The 17,599-nt window shown below is 70.0% G+C and carries 18 protein-coding genes; 6 read left to right on the top strand and 12 right to left on the bottom strand.

Going from position 1 to position 17,599, the window contains the following annotated elements; all coding sequences use genetic code 11:
* Positions 1-95 precede the first annotated feature (95 nt).
* From N0B31_RS16025 to N0B31_RS15995, 7 genes are all read right to left on the bottom strand, one after another.
* The gene (locus N0B31_RS16025) at positions 96-572 is read right to left on the bottom strand and encodes a DUF6735 family protein (protein WP_260592632.1); all 477 of its coding nucleotides are present in this window, start codon (positions 570-572) and stop codon (positions 96-98) included.
* Positions 573-951: 379 nt separating this feature from the next.
* Positions 952-1,263: a stress response translation initiation inhibitor YciH gene (gene yciH / locus N0B31_RS16020; protein WP_260592631.1), complete on the bottom strand. Its 312-nt coding sequence runs from the start codon at positions 1,261-1,263 to the stop codon at positions 952-954.
* An 80-nt stretch (positions 1,264-1,343) separates the two neighbouring features.
* The gene (locus N0B31_RS16015) at positions 1,344-1,775 is read right to left on the bottom strand and encodes an arsenate-mycothiol transferase ArsC (RefSeq protein ID WP_260592630.1); all 432 of its coding nucleotides are present in this window, start codon (positions 1,773-1,775) and stop codon (positions 1,344-1,346) included.
* 123 nt (positions 1,776-1,898) lie between these two features.
* The gene (locus N0B31_RS16010) at positions 1,899-2,597 is read right to left on the bottom strand and encodes a TVP38/TMEM64 family protein (RefSeq protein WP_260592629.1); all 699 of its coding nucleotides are present in this window, start codon (positions 2,595-2,597) and stop codon (positions 1,899-1,901) included.
* On the bottom strand, positions 2,597-3,289 hold the full coding sequence (locus N0B31_RS16005) for a CehA/McbA family metallohydrolase (protein ID WP_260592628.1): 693 nt from the start codon (positions 3,287-3,289) through the stop codon (positions 2,597-2,599). Before N0B31_RS16005 ends, N0B31_RS16010 begins: the two co-directional genes overlap by 1 nt.
* Positions 3,289-3,990: a CDP-alcohol phosphatidyltransferase family protein gene (locus tag N0B31_RS16000; protein ID WP_260592627.1), complete on the bottom strand. Its 702-nt coding sequence runs from the start codon at positions 3,988-3,990 to the stop codon at positions 3,289-3,291. Before N0B31_RS16000 ends, N0B31_RS16005 begins: the two co-directional genes overlap by 1 nt.
* A 114-nt stretch (positions 3,991-4,104) precedes the next feature.
* On the bottom strand, positions 4,105-4,686 hold the full coding sequence (locus tag N0B31_RS15995; RefSeq protein WP_260592626.1) for a GNAT family N-acetyltransferase: 582 nt from the start codon (positions 4,684-4,686) through the stop codon (positions 4,105-4,107).
* A gap of 92 nt (positions 4,687-4,778) precedes the next feature.
* On the opposite strand from N0B31_RS15995, the gene N0B31_RS15990 reads away from it, so the two are divergent.
* The 3 genes from N0B31_RS15990 to N0B31_RS15980 all read left to right on the top strand — a co-directional run bounded on the left by N0B31_RS15990 (position 4,779) and on the right by N0B31_RS15980 (position 9,081).
* Positions 4,779-6,608, top strand: a complete 1,830-nt coding sequence (locus tag N0B31_RS15990) for an AMP-dependent synthetase/ligase (RefSeq protein ID WP_260592625.1) — start codon at positions 4,779-4,781, stop codon at positions 6,606-6,608.
* Positions 6,609-6,728: 120 nt separating this feature from the next.
* Positions 6,729-8,555, top strand: a complete 1,827-nt coding sequence (locus N0B31_RS15985) for an ABC transporter ATP-binding protein (protein WP_368389249.1) — start codon at positions 6,729-6,731, stop codon at positions 8,553-8,555.
* Positions 8,556-8,622: 67 nt separating this feature from the next.
* Entirely contained in the window at positions 8,623-9,081 is a 459-nt protein-coding gene (locus tag N0B31_RS15980) for a DUF6069 family protein (RefSeq protein ID WP_260592623.1), read from the top strand.
* Positions 9,082-9,138: 57 nt separating this feature from the next.
* Here N0B31_RS15980 and N0B31_RS15975 read toward each other — a convergent pair whose 3' ends face one another.
* The 3 genes from N0B31_RS15975 to N0B31_RS15965 all read right to left on the bottom strand — a co-directional run bounded on the left by N0B31_RS15975 (position 9,139) and on the right by N0B31_RS15965 (position 12,568).
* Positions 9,139-9,729, bottom strand: a complete 591-nt coding sequence (locus N0B31_RS15975; RefSeq protein WP_260592622.1) for a 50S ribosomal protein L15e — start codon at positions 9,727-9,729, stop codon at positions 9,139-9,141.
* Positions 9,730-9,989: 260 nt separating this feature from the next.
* Complete coding sequence (locus N0B31_RS15970) at positions 9,990-11,291, bottom strand: DUF4393 domain-containing protein (RefSeq protein ID WP_260592621.1); 1,302 nt, start codon at positions 11,289-11,291, stop codon at positions 9,990-9,992.
* Positions 11,288-12,568 (bottom strand): DUF445 domain-containing protein, encoded by a 1,281-nt coding sequence (locus N0B31_RS15965; protein WP_260592620.1) that lies wholly within the window; start codon positions 12,566-12,568, stop codon positions 11,288-11,290. The genes N0B31_RS15970 and N0B31_RS15965 overlap by 4 nt, the downstream gene beginning before the upstream one ends.
* A gap of 299 nt (positions 12,569-12,867) precedes the next feature.
* On the opposite strand from N0B31_RS15965, the gene N0B31_RS15960 reads away from it, so the two are divergent.
* Together N0B31_RS15960 and N0B31_RS15955 are read left to right on the top strand one after the other, a co-directional pair.
* Entirely contained in the window at positions 12,868-13,182 is a 315-nt protein-coding gene (locus N0B31_RS15960; RefSeq protein ID WP_260592619.1) for an AbrB/MazE/SpoVT family DNA-binding domain-containing protein, read from the top strand.
* A complete protein-coding gene (locus tag N0B31_RS15955) occupies positions 13,175-13,882 on the top strand; it encodes a hypothetical protein (RefSeq protein WP_260592618.1) in 708 nt (235 codons plus the stop codon). The genes N0B31_RS15960 and N0B31_RS15955 overlap by 8 nt, the downstream gene beginning before the upstream one ends.
* 87 nt (positions 13,883-13,969) lie before the next feature.
* Here the strand turns inward: N0B31_RS15955 and N0B31_RS15950 are convergent, their stop codons facing one another.
* Together N0B31_RS15950 and N0B31_RS15945 are read right to left on the bottom strand one after the other, a co-directional pair.
* On the bottom strand, positions 13,970-14,881 hold the full coding sequence (locus N0B31_RS15950; RefSeq protein ID WP_260592617.1) for a serine/threonine-protein kinase RIO2: 912 nt from the start codon (positions 14,879-14,881) through the stop codon (positions 13,970-13,972).
* A gap of 171 nt (positions 14,882-15,052) precedes the next feature.
* The gene (locus N0B31_RS15945) at positions 15,053-15,991 is read right to left on the bottom strand and encodes an alpha/beta hydrolase (protein WP_260592616.1); all 939 of its coding nucleotides are present in this window, start codon (positions 15,989-15,991) and stop codon (positions 15,053-15,055) included.
* A 231-nt stretch (positions 15,992-16,222) separates the two neighbouring features.
* Here N0B31_RS15945 and kynU point away from each other — a divergent pair, with 231 nt between their 5' ends.
* Complete coding sequence (kynU, locus tag N0B31_RS15940) at positions 16,223-17,545, top strand: kynureninase (protein ID WP_260592615.1); 1,323 nt, start codon at positions 16,223-16,225, stop codon at positions 17,543-17,545.
* Positions 17,546-17,599 lie beyond the last annotated feature (54 nt).

Raw genomic sequence — 17,599 nt, 5'->3', positions numbered from 1 at the left:
GGGGCGGCGTCGGCATCGGCGTCCGCGTCTGTCACTCCCGACGCTATCCGGCGGCGAGGCAAAAGCCTCACCGTCCGCGTCGCCCGCCGGGACGCTCACGACCCACCCGGCCGGAGCACGGTCCGCCCCTCGCGCTCGAACCCCGCCGCCTCCGCCCGGAGCAGGTCGCTCGCCTCGCCAGCGTCGAGCCCGCGTGCCGACGCCTCGGCCAGCGCTCCCCGGAAGCCCCCGACCCAGCCGCGGAGCCACGACTCGTCGCCCGGGCCGTGGCTCTCGACCAGGGCTCCCGTACCGCTCGCCGCGTCCGGCACCCCGAACGGGAGCGCGACGAACGTCCGCGTGTCGTAGTCGGGGGCGACGAGGACGAGCGCCTCGTGGCGGCCGAACGCGACCCGCGCGGCGAGTGCGGCCCGGTCAACGCCACGCTCGGTCGGCACGGGCTCGACGGGGCGGTCCCGACCGCCGAAGGGAGTCCGGGTGGTGATGCGACTCCCCAGCAGTTCGCCGCGGGCCTCGTGGGTGTCGTAGCGGCCGTCGGGTCGCTCGTAGGCGACGAGGGCACGGCTGCTCACGGTCGCTCCGGGTGGTGGTGGTCGGCCATCGCTGGGCCGGAGTGGTCCCGTCCTGGTACTTGGGGTTACGGGCGGTGGGGGCGGTTGGCGGTGCGGTGGCGATGACCGACGAGAGCTGACGGCCTCTGGCGGCCGGGTTCGAGTCCGGGGAAGGGCAGGCCTGCCGTGTCCGGCCTCCAGCCGGACCGGCCGCTCTGCGGGGCGGTCGCTGTGCGGTCTCCCACGTACCGCGATTCGCGCGTCTGCGCGCTGTCTCGGCTGTCTCCGTCGTCCGCTCCGTTCCGCGACGCCCTCGTCTGCCAACTGTCGCTCGGATCGACGCTGCAGCCGAGGCTCCACGCGCCAACGACAACCGCACCGAAACCCCGTCAGAAACGGTCTAGCCGGTCACGGAGTAGCCACGGTCCGCGAGGATCTCGCGCACCCGTTCGGTCTGGTCGCCCTGGATCTCGATATGTCCCTCGGTCACGGTGCCACCCGCGCCGACGGCCTTCTTGAGGTCCGAGGCGAGTTCCTTCAGGTCGCTCGCGCTGGTGAGGTCGTCGTCGAACCCCTCCACGATGGTCATGGGTTTGCCGTACCGCCGCGACTCGACGCGGACGGTCAACTGCTGTTGTTCCTGAGCGAACGCCTCGTCGAGGCCGAGTTCGTCCGGCAGTCCGGCGACGTCACTGAGTGAGTCCTTCGCCACGGTTACTCTCGGTTATCGTAGTATAAAAGCCGTGTGCTGGCGTGTGCCGGGAGCGAGCGGTCGGGGGAGCGGCCGAGTGCTCAGTCCTCGCTCGCCGTCGCCGTCTCGGCCTTGAGTTCGTCGAACAGGTCGGCGACCCGCTCCCGGACCGTCTCGCGTATCTCGCGCACCCGGTCGACGTCCTCCCCGTGGGGGTCCGGGAGCGCCCAGTCCCGGACGTCCGTGTCGGCGTCGAGCGAGAGGGTCGAACACCCCATCGTCGCTACCACGTCGCACGTCGAGAGTTCCTCGTCGGTGAGTCGCTGCGGCGTCGCCTCGGAGAGGTCGACGTCGAGTTCGGCCATCACCTCGACGACCTCGGGGTGGACCCCGTCGGCCGGGTGGGTGCCCCCCGTGAGAATCTCCCAGTCAAGCCCGCGCGCTGCGACCTCCCGGCGGGCGAACGCGGCCGACATCTGCGAGCGGCCAGCGTTCTGCACGCAGACGAACGCGAGGCGCTTCCGGTCGCTCATCGCGCACCCCCCATCTCGTCCAGCGCGTCGAGCGCCACGGTGTCCAGGTCGTGCAGTCCGGCCAGCCGCGCTGCGGTCCCGTCCATACCTACGATTGAGCAACCGTTCAGATAGTTGTTCGGGTCACCCCTCGACGGCGGCCACGAGCGCCTCGCGGTGTCGGTAGCCCACGACGGCGAGGACGGCCATCGTGGCCGCCAGCAGTCCCGCGAGCAGGAGGTTCGACTCCGCGACGCTCCCGCCGAGGTAGGCGGCGAGGACGAACGTGGGTGCCCGGCCGACGACGACGAGCACGAGCAGGCGCGAGACGGGGATCTCGGTCAGGCCGGCGAGGAAGCAGAGCGCGTCGTCGGGGAAGACCGGGAGGAGGAACATGACGAACAGCCCCGGTTCGCCGACGGCGTCGACGACCGCGTCGAAGCGGGCGAGGACGTCCTCGTCGAGGACGCGCTCGGCGTACGACCGGCCGAACCGGCGGGTCGCGCCGATGGCGAGCGCACTCCCCAGTGCGACCCCGAGCAGGGAGTAGCCGCTCCCCGCGAGGCCGCCGAACAGGTAACCGGCGACACCCCCCAGCAACTGGCCCGGGATCGGCGCGATCACCACCTGCACGGTCTGGAGCGCGACGAACGCCAGCGGGGCGTACGGGCCGAACGCCCGGACCTCGGCGCGCAACCGCTCGGGGTCGGTCAGCGCCGGGACCAGCGTCACGAGCAGGGCGCCGGCACCGGCCACCACGAGGACGAGGAGGCCGACCCGGACGAGCGCGCCGCGACGGGCCGCCCGGGAGGTGAACAGCGAGGTGCCGGTCGGTCGGTCCATCACCGGCCGAGCGCCGACCGGAGGCCGGCACCCGTCTTCAGTCCCGCGTTGGTGGCGAACTTCCGGACGTAGCGGGCGACGGGTGTCCGGGAACCGCGAGCGGCGCTCCGGCCCTGTCGAATCGCGTCGAGCAGTTCCCCGGGGTCGACCTCGCTCGGGTCGCCACGGGGGTCGAGTCCCACCTCGGTGTAGGCCCGGCCGACCATCCGGGAGACGTGTGCGTCGCTCCCGGCGAGGTGGGGGTACCCCTCGCGGTCGGCGAACCGTCTCGCCCGACGGTTCCTGACCCCCGTCATCAGCAGGGCGTTGTACACCTCCACGCCGTCGCAGTCGGAGATAGCGGGCGGTCGGGCGCCGTGTCGCGTCCGCTGGAACGGGTGGGGGACCACCGCGAGGCCGCCCCACTCGCGGACCGTCGCGACCGTCTCGGCGAGCGGTCGCCCCGGCTCGGGCCGGTGTTCGACGCCCAGCGCGAGCAGGTGGCCGTCGGCCGTCGACACCTCCACGCCCGGCACCCCCAGCAGGCCGTACTCGGGGGCGAGCGCGGCGGCGCGGAGCGACCCCTCGACGGCGTCGTGGTCGGTGACGGCGACGGCGTCCAGTCCCGCGTCTGCCGCCGCCGCGAGCAGGTCGTGGACCGACGCCGACGAGTCGTAGGACCACCGCGAGTGGACGTGCGGGTCGAACCGCATCAGAGGGGGAGGGAGCCGAACTCGAGGACGAGCGCCAGCCCGGTCGCCACGAGTCCGAGGACCGCCACGAGCAGGTGCCCCCCGTCGGTCTTGTACGAACGGTAGTTCGACACCATCAGCGGACACGTCGGGAGGACCGTCAGCGCGACCAGCAGGGGGCTCCAGAACGGGAGCAGCGCGGCCGCGAAGTAGTTGCCCACGACGACGACGTTCGCGTGGACCACCGTGATGCCCGTGTAGTAGGCGGTGCCGCCGTCCTCGCCGAATCCCTCGCTGGAGTGCCGGACGAGCCGGAGCCCGCCGAACGCCAGGACGAGGAAGCCGAGCACCGTGCTCAGGTAGGGGTTGGCGACGATGTCGGTGTACAGCAGGAGCGCCGCGGGGACGAGGTACGCGAAGATGTCGATGTACGAGTCGATCTGCAACCCGAGGTCGCTCGTCAGCCCGTAGTGGCGGGCGACGGCCCCGTCGAGCTTGTCGAAGCCGAACGCGACCAGCATCGACACGATACCCCAGTTCGGGTCCCCGGAGAGGACGAGGAGCGCCGCGGTCCACCCGAAGAACAGCGCGCCCATGCTCACCCAGTCGGCCACGTCGAGTCGCGTCAGGAACGGTTCGCGGTCGACGGCCCAGCCGTGTTCCGCCGCGCGCGTCCGAACCCACGTCCGCATCTTCCCCGAGACCTGGTTCTTCTGACTCATGCGCCTCCGTGTGGGGCACCGGAACCGCACACCATAAATTTAGTTTAAGATAAATAGATATTGAACGGATATATATCTACGGAGCGATACGTACGCCACCCGCTCCCAACGGAGTCACTCGTCGTCGAGCGAGCGCCACCGGCGCCGCGAGGCCCGTCCGACACGCCAGTAGTCCACCCTCTCGCGCGCCTCGAACCCGTTCGACTCGAACGTGCGCTTCGAGGGGTAGTTGTCCCGCGCGACGAGCGCGTACGCCCGGTCGACGCCGAACGCCTCGCGGGCGAGCGCCACGCCACGGCCGACGAGCGCCGACGCGACGCCGCGGCCCCGGAACGCCGGGTCGGTGAAGAGCCGCCAGACGTAGGCGCCCTCCCGGTCCACCGTCTCGTCGATGGCCGTCTCGGTGACGGGGCGCGCCGAGAGGAACACGCGCCCGGCGTACTCGCCGTCGACGAGCGCGAACAGCACCTCGTCGGCCGGGTCGAGGTCGGCGTAGGCCTCCGCACGGGCGTCGGCCGGGTACGCCCCGCCCGTGTACCGGGCGAACGTGACCCCCTCGGGGGGTCGCACCGCGGGGACCTCCTCGCAGACGTACAGCAGCATCGTCGCCGCCTTCACGCCGCGGGCCGCGAGCGCCTCGTAGACGACCCGCGCGGGCCGGGTCCGGGTCACCTTCCAGAGTCGGTCCTCGAGCACGTCCGGCGCTCCGCGAGCCACCGGCAAGCGCGTTGCGGTCCGGTGTGTGCCGGAGAAAAGGATATGCCGCTCGGTACCTATCAACACACAGCATGGCTGTCGAGACAGCGGGGACGGAGGTAACGGAAGGCCGAGCGAGCGAGGAGGGTGTACGGGTCGGTGACCCCATCGTCGTCCCCGAGGGACCGCTCTGTGCGTGGTACCTCGACCGGACCGAGCGGTACGCGGACCTCCCGGCGGCGAAGTTCCGCGACGATGGCGGCGAGTGGACGACCCGCTCGTACACCGAGTTACTGGAGGAGGCGGCCGAGGTGGCGGGCGGCCTGCTGGAACTGGCCGACCCCGGCGACCGCGTCGCCATCAGCGCCGAGACGCGCTACGAGTGGTCCGTGGTGGACATGGCGACGGTGCTCGCCCGCCTCGTCCTCGTGCCGGTCTACCCCTCGTTCAGCCCCGAGCAGATGGCGTTCGTCGTCGAGGACGCCGGCGCCAAGGTACTGATACGGGAGTCCGAGGTCCCCGGGGAGGTGACCGACGTGGTCGACCACGTCCTCGACCTCGAGGACCTCCCACGCGCCGAGTTCGACGTGGAGTCGGCACCCGGCCTCGACGCGGCCGACGAGGACGTCCACACGCTGGTCTACACCTCCGGGACGACCGGGATGCCGAAGGGGTGTGAACTCACCCACACCAACTTCCTCGCCGAGATGGAGATGGCCATCGTCGCGATGCCCGAGCAGCCACCGGGGACCATCGGGACGGCGTTCCTCCCGCTGAACCACATCTACCAGCGGATGGCCCACTACTCCGGAATGAACCAGGGGTTCTGCTCGGCGTACATGGACGTGAAGAACCTCCTCGAGGATTTCGGTGAGATACGACCGAACGTGGTCCCCTCGGTCCCGCGGGTCTACCGGCGGATGTACGACGGCATCCGCGAGGCCGTGAGCGAGGAGGAGGGCGCGAAGCGACGCATCGCCGAGTGGGCCATGGGGGTCGCCATCGAGTACGGCGAGGCACTGGAACGAGGGAACCCCGGCTCGGTCCTGCGGGCGAAGCACGCCCTCGCGGACCGGCTGGTACTCTCGACGTTCCGCGAGCGGCTCGGCGTCGACGAGATCGCCTACGCCATCACCGGCGCCGCCAGCATCGACGCCGAGGTCCTCTACTTCTTCTGGGGGATGGGGGTCCCCCTGCTGGAGGGCTACGGCGCCACGGAGACCACGGCGGGCCTGACGTTCAATCGCATCGACAACTTCCACCCCGGCACCGTCGGCGAGCCGATGCCCGGCACCGAGGTGAAGCTCGGCCCGGAGAACGAGGTCCTCGGACGCGGCCCCCAGATAATGAAGGGGTACTGGAACAACCCCGACGCCACCGCCGACGCCCTCGACGAGGACGGCTGGTACCACACCGGTGACGTGGGCGAGTGGCAGGACGACCACCTGAAGATCGTCGACCGGATGAAGCGCCTGCAGGTGCTCGACACCGGGAAGAACATCTACCCCGCGCCCATCGAGGACCACCTCCGGAGTTCGCAGTACGTCGAGGAGGCGATGGTCGTCGCGGAGGGCCGCAAGTACGTCACCGCGCTCGTCCAGCCGAACTTCGGCGCCCTGTTGAAGTTCGCCGACGCGGAGGGGATCGACTACGACGAGCGCGCGGTCGTCCGCGACGAGATGGACAACGTGAACGCGGTGCCCGAGTCGCTCGTCGAACACCCCTCGGTGGTCGAACTCCTCGACGGGGAGGTCGCCGAGGCAAACACCCACCTCGCCGACTACGAGCGGGTGAAGAAGACCCGTCTCGTCCCCCGCGCGTTCTCGGTGGAGGAGGACGAGCTCACGCCGACGCTGAAGAAGCGCCGCCGCGACATCGAGGCCAACTGGGAGGCCGAGATCGAGTCGATGTACGTGGAGTAGGGCCCACCGCCGCGCACGTTATCTCGGCCGCCCACTTACTTCTGGTAAGTGTCGCACCCACCCACGCGCGCGTCCGAGTCGCACTCAACGGACGGACTCGGCGACCTCGACCGCGACCCGATGGTCGAACTGTTCGCCACCTACGGCCGTCCGCACCTGCCGCTGTTCGTCGTCGGCACGCTCGCCTCGCTCGTCTCCCGGACCGTCGGCCTCGTCCCGCCGCTCGTCCTCGGTGTCACCATCGACGCGCTGCTGACCGGGAACGCCACCTACCGACTGCCGCTCGTCCCCGCCGCGTGGCTCCCGACCACCGAACTCGGGCAGTTCCAGCTCTCGGCCGGCCTCATCCTCGCCTCGTTCGTGCTGGCCGTCGTCTTCACGTGGACGCAGGGGGTGTCGATGGCGCTGTTCTCGAACCGCGTCCAGCACGCGGTCCGCGTCTCGGCCTACACCGCGATGCAGCGCCTCGACATGGCGTTCTTCGACGACAAGCAGACCGGTCAGGTGATGAGCATCCTCAACAACGACGTCCGCAATCTGCGGTCGTTCCTCGACTCCACCGTGGGCGGGGCCATCCAGCTCGTCGTCACCATCCTCGGCATCGCCGGCGTGCTGTTCTGGCTGAACGCACAGCTCGCCGTGGTGACGCTCGTCGCGGTCCCGCTGCTCGCCGGGTTCACCGTCTGGTTCGCCCGCGAGATCCGGACCCGCTACCGCGCCCTGCGCGAGGCGGTGGGCGAACTCAACACGCGGCTGGAGAACAACCTCTCGGGTATCGAGGTCATCAAGGCGGCCGCCACCGAGCCCTACGAGGAGGCACGGGTCGCCGAGGCGAGCGAGGACTACCTCGAGCGCTCGCTCTCGGTCGTCCGTCTCGATTACTTCTACAACCCGACGATGGACCTGCTCGCGGGGCTCTCGTTCGCCGCGACGTTCGCCGTCGGCGGCTACTGGCTGCTCGTCGGCGCCCCGCCGTTCTTCTCCGGGACGCTGCTCGTCGGCGAGTTCGTCACCTTCCTGTTCCTGACCCAGCGGTTCGTCGACCCGCTGGCGGGCATCGGACGCATCGTCAACTCCTACGAGAACGCCCGCGCGTCGGGCGAGCGGGTGTTCGGACTGGCACACCGACCCGTCTCGGTGGCCGAGCGCGCAGCCCCCGTCGCGCTCGACCCGGTCGAGGGGCACCTCGCCTTCGAGGACGTGACGTTCGGCTACCGCCCCGAGGAGCCGGTCGTCCGGGGCGTCTCGTTCGAGGCGACCCCGGGCGAGACCGTCGCCCTCGTCGGCCCGACGGGAGCCGGGAAGTCGACGCTCGCCAAACTCGTGTTGCGGCTCTACGACACCGACACGGGGGCGGTCCGGGTCGACGGCGTGGACGTGCGCGACGCCTCGCTCGCCGACCTGCGCCGGGCCGTCGGCTACGTCTCGCAGGACGTCTACCTGTTCGACGGCACCGTCCGCGAGAACCTCGTCTACGGTGCGTTCGACGTCACCGAGGACGAGATGCTGGCGGCGGCCCGCGACGCCGAGGTCGATAGCTTCGCCCGGGACCTGCCCGACGGCTACGACACCCGCATCGGCGAGCGGGGCGTCAAGCTCTCCGGGGGCCAGCGCCAGCGCATCTCCATCGCCCGCGCGATGCTGCAGGACCCGCGTATCCTCGTGCTGGACGAGGCGACGAGCGCGGTCGACACGGAGACCGAGCGGGCCATCCAGCGGGCGCTCGCCCGCCTGAGCGAGGGCCGGACCACGCTCGTCGTCGCCCACCGGCTCTCGACGGTCCGGGACGCCGACACCATCCTCGTGCTGGAGGACGGCCGGGTGACCGAGCGCGGGAGCCACGACGACCTGCTGGCCGAGGGCGGGAAGTACGCCGCGCTCTGGGCGGTGCAGGCCGACGCCGCCGTCGACTTCGACGCCCTGCTCGCTGACGGCCGCGGCGAGTGACCCGGCCGGCCACGCTCACCCCCCGGTAAGCGCCCAGTTATGTTCTCGCGGCGCGTTCTGGCCTGTCATGGCTAGCACAGTCCAGACGCCGACCGAACGGTCGACCGACCTGACGACGGAACGGTACCCCGTCCCGCAGAACGCGATGGCACTCGCCCGTCGCGCGACGCTCGGCACCGCCGTCGCCATCGTGGCCGCGCTGCTCGTCCGGGCCGTCGTCCTCGCCGTCGACCTCGACCTCGGCCTCCCGACCGTCGGGCAGAGCCCGTTCGCGGTCGGACCCATCGTGGCGTTCAGCCTCTTCGCCGGCGTCGGCGCCACCGTCGTCTACGCCGCGCTGATACGCCTGACCGAGCGGCCGGTGCGGAACTTCGGCATCGCGGCCGTGGCGGTGTTCGCGCTCCTGCTCCTGCCGATGGCGACGGTGCAGGGCGTGACCACGACCGGACTCGCGGTGCTGTTCGTCCTCCACGTCGTGGTGGCCGCCGCGCTGGTGGCGTTCCTCGTCGGCGCCGTCAGGCTGTAACCGTCGCCGCCGCTCGGCGGTGAGAGGATCGAGTGGAGAACAGAACCGCGACCCGCCTTACTTCCCGCGGCGGTTGTTCGAGCGCAGCGACGGACGGGTGTGTTCCGTCCCCTTGCCGCGCTGTTGCATCCCCCGGCCCTTCTGGCCGGCGCTGGTCTTGCCACGGAAGACGCGACCCTTGTGTGAATCGTCACAGATCCAGTTCAGGTCGTCGTCGTTCTCGATGGCGGGGTGGTTCGGGTCCAGCATGACGACCTCGTGCCACTTGCGCGAGCCGTCCTCGCCGACCCAGTAGGAGTTGAGCACGCGCAGGTTGCGGAACTTGCGCGAGGCGCGCTCCTCGGCGATGCGCTGGATGGACTTGCGCCGGGTGATCTTGTTGACACCCTGGCGCTTCGAGCGCCGACCGGCCTTGTGCCGGACCTTGCGGGCGGTCCCCTTGCGGACGGCCACGCGGGCGACGACGACGCCCTGCTTGGCCTTGTAGCCCAGCGAGCGAGCCTTGTCCAGTCGGGTGGGGCGCTCGATGCGCTCGATGGCGCCCTGGCGCCGCCAATCCTGCTGTCGCTGCCACTGTAGCTCTGCGAGCTTCCCCTCCTTGGGGGTCTTCCACGCCTCCCGGATGTGGGAGTAGAAACTTCGTGCCATCGTGTATTCACCACGGGCGTTGCGTGGTTCAGCCGGTCGAGGGACGGAGTCTCTCGGTCGAGGCGCGTCGCACCTCGCCGCTCACGACGGCTCCGCCGCCGTTCGCGTTCCCGAGGAACTCACTTCGTTCGTTCCTCGCCAGCCACATCCCGACCTGCCGTAGCAGGCGCCCGCTGGTGCCCGTGCTGCCAGCGAACTACCCCTACCTACCGGAAACGCGTACTTGAGGCCTTCGAAGTGGGACCGGCCGTGCGACGGGGTTACGCGCCCTCCTCCTCGTCATCGACGGTCGGGCCGTCGCCGACGAACGGGAGACACGTCTCGCAGAACGCCGTGCCGAACGCGGTCAACCCGACGCTGTGGCGGACCAGTTTCGGCCGCGAGGCCTCGTCCATCGCGTCCTCGACGGCCGGCTGGGCCTCCAGCACCTGGTAGCGCTTGAGGGTCTCGACCGGCTCGTCGGAGAACGCGACCAGCCCAAGCCGTTCGAGGTTGTCGAGGTAGACGGACACGCGGTCCTCGTCGCGCACGCCGGCGTTGATGCCAATCATCGTGAGGTCCTCGGCGACGAGCGAGGAGGACAGGGGGACGACCCCGCGGTCGCGGACGGTGACGGCGGGTTCGTCCCCCTCGGCGATCAGCAGCCGGAGGATGCGGGCCTCGTCGGCCGCGAGTTGCCGGAGGACGTTCGGGAACGCCGGGTGGACCGGTTCCTCGTAGTCCACGTCGGCCGAACGGTCCAGCAGCCAGCCGGCCTCCTCGCGGAGGCGCTCGGCGTCGACCTGTCGGCGTGCGGCCCACCGCGAGGCCGGCGTCTCCGCCTCGCCCACGTCGATACCGAGCCGACGCATCTCGTCGAAGGTTATCTCGCGTACCCGCTCGACGAGGTCCGCGATGGACTCGGCGTTGACGACGGCCTGCACCATCCGAGTCCCCGTGCGGACGCCCGAGCGGACCGAGTAGCCCGTCGCCCGCTGGGAGGCCGCGGCGGCGATGCGGGCGACGCGGAACGGGTCGGTGTCGCCCTCCTCGAGTTCGAGCCGGCGGGTCGCCTCCGCGCTCAGCCCGAGCGTCTCCAGCAGGTCGAACACACCGTCGAGCCCGCTCTCGGCCGCCGCCTCGGGGTCGGCCAGCGCCGCCTCGACGATGGAGAACACCCCCTCCGTGCCCGCGCTCGCCAGTTTCGTCGGGTCGACGATGGCCGCCTCCAGCAGTTCGAGCACCTCCTCGCGGTCCGTGTCGGTCCCCTCGTCGCCCGAGAGCGTCGCCTCGAGGAGGTCGAGCAACTGCTCGAACTCCTCGGCCGCCAGCCGGTTCTCGACGACGGCGGCCTCGAGCACGGAGAGCAGGCGCTCGAGTTCCCGCCCCTCCACGTCGCCGCGGGCGGCTCGCTCCAGCACGCCGAACAGGCGCTCGACGAGCTGGGGGTCGAAGTCGTCCGTGGCGGCGCGACCGCCGTCCTCGAACGCCGAGACGAGCCAGTCCAGACTGGAGCGGGCCGCGTTCGTCCGCTCGCCCTCGTCGAAGGCGTCGTCGCCGGGCGAGAAGGTGTCGTCGCTCATACGGCGGTCACCACCGCGAGCTGGATCCAGCCGGCGACGAACCCGAGCACGGCGCCGACCCAGATGAGCATCCACTCGTCCTCCTTGAACGCGGTGCGGAGCGTCTCCGCGAACTCCGGTCTGGAGAGGGCCTTCATCCGCTCGGCGACGAGCGACTGGACCGCGGCGGCCCGCTGGCGGTTGAACTCGGGGTCCGACAGCGGCTCGAGCGCCGCCTCGACGCTCTCGGTGGCGACGGACTCGCGGATGGCCTCGTACTCGCGTTCGCCCGTCGTGACCCGGACGAGCGGGCCGGCCACGCCGACGGCGTCGTCCACCGCGGGCCGGAGCGCCTCGCGGATGAGCCGCCGGGTCCGGTCGGACTTCCGGCCGTAGAGCATGTTCCGGGCGACGTTCTGGACGGTGATGATGTCCTCGGCGACGATGCTGGCGTACGTCTCGCTGGCCTCGTTCTGGCGCTTGAGGAACAGCCCCTGGATGGTGAACGGGCCGACCTGGATGGGGTTCTGCGGCTGGAAGATGGCCTTGATGGCGATGTAGTTGGTGAAGTAGCCGACGAAGATGCCGGCGACGGGGAGGACGAACGGGCTCTGGACGAACACGAACAGCGGGATGGAGACCATCCCGAGCAGCGTACCGAGGTAGAACCCGGAGTTGACGATGAACTTCAGTTCGCGTTCGCCCGTCTCCAGGAACATCCGGTTGATGAGTTCGGGGTGCTCCTCGAGGTGGTTCATGATCATCAGTTTCACGTCCAGCAGTTCGTCGACGTGGTGGCCCATTTCCTCGGTGATGCGCTCTGTGACCTCGGGGAGCTGGCGCTCCACGCGCGTGAAGACGAGTTCCTTGCCCGCGTCGGGCATGTCGGCCCAGAGCTGTGGGTGTTCGCGTCGGATGACCTCCTCGACCAGGTCCCGTATCTCGTCGCCGGCGGTGGCGACGATGTGGCTGGCGATCTCCTCGGAGTCGAAGCGGTCGTAGTACTCCTCCTGCGTGGCGAGCTTCCCGACGCCCTTGTCGACGGCGATGCTCCCCATCTTCGCCGCTCGCGAGGGGATGATGCCCTGCCAGCCGAGGCGACCCTCCATCACGCCGGGGATCTGCTGGAGTTTCTCCGGGAGGTGGGGGACGAACTCCTCCAGCCCGCGGACCCGCACCCCGACGAAGTTCAGCGGCTTGAACAGGAGTCGGATGCCGACCCAGTTGGTGATGTACCCGATGACCCCCGTGATGGGTGGGATCAGCAGGAGACTCCAGTCGATGTTCGACGGGATCATGTGATGGCGGGACCGCTGTCTGTGGGTACGTCGGAGGGGGTTGGGTTAAGAGCGTCGGCTAGCATCCACGGGCCGGAGGCGGCCGGAGCGGCCCGCACGCGACGGGTCGGCGTATATACCCACCACACATTGGCGGCAGAACGCTGGAGTAGTCGGCGAGCCTACAGCATCTCGGACGGGCGGCCGGCGGATGCACCACGCCGCCGTCCCGATTCTTTACCATTTGCTGCCAACGAATGGCAGCAGATGGTAATCAGCGGAATCCTTAAGTTCTCGCAGGTACCAGTTGGGGCTAGACGATGTCGAAGCACGACGGCGGTCGTACGCTAGTCCCGGAACTCCTGGAGGAACTCCAGGGCGCCGGACAGGACGCCGTGGGGGCTCAGCGGGAGCTCCTGCGGCGGCTCGCGGGTGCGTCCGCCGGACCCGATGTCGGGCTGAGCACCGAACTCGAGGAACTGAGTCGGACCGCGACGTTCAAGACGCGCGTCCAGCGCAGCGGGCGCATCAGCATCCCCGACGCCGAGCGCGAGGCACTCGACATCCGGGAGGGCGACATCGTCCAGACGGTCATCGTGCCCGTCAAGCGAAACCGAGGCGATACCAATGAGTGACAAGAACTCCCCCATCAGTGCGGTCTTCGAGCTGCAGCGAAACACGATCAAGTCCGGCCAGCAGGTGTTCGAGCGGTCGCTGGACCTCCCGCGTAACCTCGCGGAGACGTTCCAGGACTCCTTCGACGCCCAGGAGGCCGCCCAGAAGCGGACCCTGGAGTTCGGCCAGACCTCCATCCACACGGTGCTCGACACCATCGAGCAGGCGCTCCCCGGCTCCGAGGGCACCGTCGACGAGATCCGCGAGGCCGTCGACGAGGGCTTCGACACGCTGGGCGAGCAGCACAGCCAGGCGTTCGACGCGGTCGACGAGCAGTACAGTGGGGGCATCGAGAGCTACGACGACCTCACCGCCGACTCGCTCGAGGCCATCAACGACCAGATCGAGTTCCTGCTCGACACCAACGAGGACGTCGAGGAGCGGACCATGGACTCCTTCGAGCAGCTCGTGGACCAGCTCGAGGAGCTCCAGGAGCAGCTCGACGAGGGCGCCGAGGACCTGCAGGGCCGCATCGAGGAGCAGGCCACCGACTTCGAGGGCCGCTTCGAGGAGCAGCTCGAGCGCTACGAGGAGCAGCTCGACCAGCTCCAGGAGCGCTTCGACGACGTGCAGGAGCGATTCGACGAGGTCCAGCCCGTCGAGGTCCCGGTCGGTGGCGACGACGAGCTCGACGAGGAGCTCGTCGAGGAGACCGACTGAACCACACGCACGCTCCATCCCCCGCGGTCACACGCGACACTTCTCCCCTCTTTCACCCCACCGAGAGCGGCCGCGCCACGTGCCCGACTACTCCGAGGTGAGCGTCCGAACGCCCTCGAAGGCGTCCGTCCTGATGGCCTCGGCCACCGCACCGACGTCCACTTCGGGCACCTCTGCCGGGTGTTTCCGCCGGAAGTAGCCCACGAGGTTGCGCACGTCGCGTTCGAGGAACTCGTCGGCGTTCTCGTGGTCGACGGGGACCGCCTGCGGCCAGTCGAACACCGTCACCCCGTCCTCGTCGACGAAGACGTTGTACTCGGACATGTCCGCGTGGACGTACCCCTCCTGGTACGCCGTCTGGACCTCGTCCAGGATCAGGTCGAGCACCCCCACCGCCTGCGACGGGTCGAGTTTCGCCTTCGAGAGTTCGACCCCCGACAGTTTCTCCATCACGATGGCGTGGCGGTTCTGGTCCACCGGGCGGGGGACCCGGACGGCCGGGTAGAGCGCCTCGAGCGCCTCGTGTTCCCGCTCGGCGGCCTTCCGGGCCGTGTAGAACCACGAGATGTGCTCCTTGTCGCTCGTGTAGTCGCGCTCCTTCTGTACCTCGCGGAAGTTCGTGTACCCCTCGCGGTGGAACTTCAGCGCGAGCGGCTTGTACGACTGGGCCTCGTAGACGTCGCTCTCCTTGCCCACCCCGAGCGGCGCGCCGACGCCCTGCAGGGTCTCGCGCTCGGAGAAGGTCCGGAGCGCCAGCGCGTCGTACCCCTCGAACGTCAGCCGGAACCCCGTGTACTGGATGGTCTTCCGCTCGACGAGACCGCGGTCCTCACACCGGTCCAGCCGGTACTCGACCTCCTCCCCGTCGAGGCGCGAGAAGTTCTCTATCTTCCCCCGGTCGACCCAGCGGGCGAAGCGCATCCCGTGCTCGACACCCGAGAGGAGGTAGAAGTCCCCGGGTTCGAGCGAAGCCATCTCACCGGCGACGTTCCGCACCATTAGCGCCCGATAGCGGGCCGAGAGATAAAAGGGGCGCGTGTACGGGACGCCGGACACGTACGGGCGATAAACTGCATGTCGCGATACGAAATCGCCGACGCGACGCGGACGCTGGACACGAGAGATCGGGCGCTGGAAGCGTCGAAGCTACCGTCTTCGACAGTCTCGGACTCAGAGCCGCTCGCGAACGCTCTCCGCGATGGCGTCGAACGTCTCGTCCGCGGCGGGCACGTCGTCCGTGAGCGAGCAGAACCCGTGGGCCAGCGCCGGCACGTCGTGGGTCGCACAGTCGACGAACTCGCGCAGGCGCTCGGCGTAGGCCCGGCCCTCGTCCCGGAGCGGGTCGTGCCCTCCCGTGGCGACGACGGCCGGCGTCTCACAGTCGAGCATCGCGTCGGGGGCGCGCAGCACCGACGCGAGCGGGTGGTACGCGTCGGCGGGCGTGCGGCGGTACTGCGCCCAGAACCACTCCATGTCGGTGCGCGTGAGCAGGGGGCCGTCCGCGTGTTCGCGGTACGAGTCGGTGTCGAACGAACAGTCCGTGATGGGGTACAGCAACACCTGGCAGGCGAACGGGTCGCCCCCCTCGGAGACCGTGTAGAGCGCCGTCGCCGCCGCGAGGTTCCCCCCTGCCGACGTCCCGGCCAGTCCCAGGCGCGAGGTGTCGACGCCGAGCGACTCGGCGTGCTCGCGGACCCACGTGGCGGCCGTCCGTACGTCCTCCAGCGGGGCCGGGAACGGGTGTTCGGGCGCGAGACGGTAGTCCACACTGACGACGGTACAACCCACCCGAGCAGCGAGTTCCCGGCAGATGTCGTCCGCGGAGTCCAGCGTCCCGAGCGTCCAGCCCCCGCCGTGGGCGAACACGAGCGCGGGCGCGGGCCGCTCGACGTCTGGCGGCCGGTAGAGACGAAGCGGCAGCTCGCCACCCTCACCCGGCACCGCGAACTCCCGGATCAGGTCCATCTCCGGGCCGGAGCCGGCCGAGAACAGTTCGTCCTCGAGGCGGCGGGCACTCTCGACGCCGAGGCTGGACCACGGCGGGACGGCCTCGGCGTCGAGCGCGCTGACCACGTCCGCGAGGGCCGGGTCGAGCGGTGTATCGGTCATGTCGGGCTTCTCGGGGCGCGAGCGCCCTGAACGTTGGCGTTCAGCTGTGGCGAGCGCTGGGCCGCACCCAGGTGATTTCGTATCGCAGTATGCAGTTTACGACACGCCCTCGCCCGGACCGAGCGCCACCTCCAGAGCGTTCCCTCGAGTGCGTCTCCGGTCGTCTCGGCCGCGCGACGCCCGGACCGGGAACCCACAAGACACAACCGCGTTCCACCCACCACACCGGCAATGAGCGACGACGACCCACTGCCGAGCTACGACGCCTCGCGCGAGTACGCCCACGCGCGGGACGAGGCCGCTGGGTGGACGCTGAGCGAGCGGTTCCACGTGCCCGAGGGCCACTACGTCGACGGGAACTCGCTGGGACCTGTCTCCGAGGACGCCGAGCGCACCCTCACCCGCGTCCTCGAGGAGTGGCGCGATCTCGCTATCGAGGGGTGGACCGACGGCGACCCGCCGTGGTTCGGCTACGGGGAGTATCTCGGCGAGCGACTCGCGCCAATCGTGGGTGCCGGGGCCGACGAGGTCGTCGTGGCGAACTCCACGACGGTGAACGTCCACACCCTCGTCGGGACGTTCCTCTCGGTGGCCGCCGAGCGGGGGCTGGGGCGGAAGGTCCTCGTGAACGAGCTCGACTTCCCCACCGACCACTACGCCGTCCGGGCGCAGCTCCGCCTCCGGGGGCTGGACCCCGACGAGCACCTCGTAGCCGTCGACTCGCGCGACGGCCGGACCATCGAGGAGGCGGACGTCGAGGCCGCGCTGGCGGCGTCCCCGGACGTGGGCGTGCTGTTCTTCCCGAGCGTCCTGTACCGCTCCGGGCAGTTGCTGGACCTCGAACGACTGACCGAGGCGGCCCACGACCACGACGCGCTCGCCGGGTTCGACCTCGCACACTCCGTCGGCGCCGTCCCCCACGACCTCTCGGCCGTCGACGCGGACTTCGCCACCTGGTGTCACTACAAGTACCTCAACGCCGGCCCGGGCGCCATCGCCGGACTCTACGTGAACCGCGAGCACCACGGCCTGACGCCCGCGCTCACGGGATGGTGGGGCCACGAGAAGGAGACCCAGTTCGAGATGAACCACACCTACACGCCCGCGCAGTCGGCCGGTGCGTGGCAGATCGGGACCGTCCCGATGCTGTCGGCCGCCCCCATCGAGGGGTCGCTGGACGTGGTCCGCGCAGCCGGCGACGGGGACACGAGAGCCGGCATCGAGCGGCTCCGGGCGCGCTCGCTGGCACTCACGGAGTACCTCGTCCGACTGGTCGACGACCGCCTGCCCGAGTGCGAGGTCGGGACGCCGCGCGACCGCGAGCGCCGTGGCGGCCACGTCGCGGTCGAACACCCCGACGGCTACCGGCTGAGCGAGGCGCTCAAGGCTCGGGACGTGGTCGTCGACTTCCGCCCGCCGGACGTGGTGCGGGTGTGCCCCTCGCCGTACTACGTCGGGTTCGCGGACGTGTGGGCGGTCGTGGACGAGATCCGCGAGATACTTGATTCGGGCGCTCACGAGCGGTTCGAGCGGCGTTCGGGCGGCGTGACCTGAGCGGGGCGCCAGAAGCGATAAACCACTGGTTGCGATACCAAATCCTCGTGGGGC

It is taken from the genome of Salinirubellus salinus, assembly GCF_025231485.1.
Classification (GTDB): Archaea; Halobacteriota; Halobacteria; order Halobacteriales; family Haloarculaceae; genus Salinirubellus; species Salinirubellus salinus.
The sequence above is the reverse complement of the archived record's forward strand: the minus strand, read 5'-3'. Positions and strand labels throughout refer to the sequence as shown.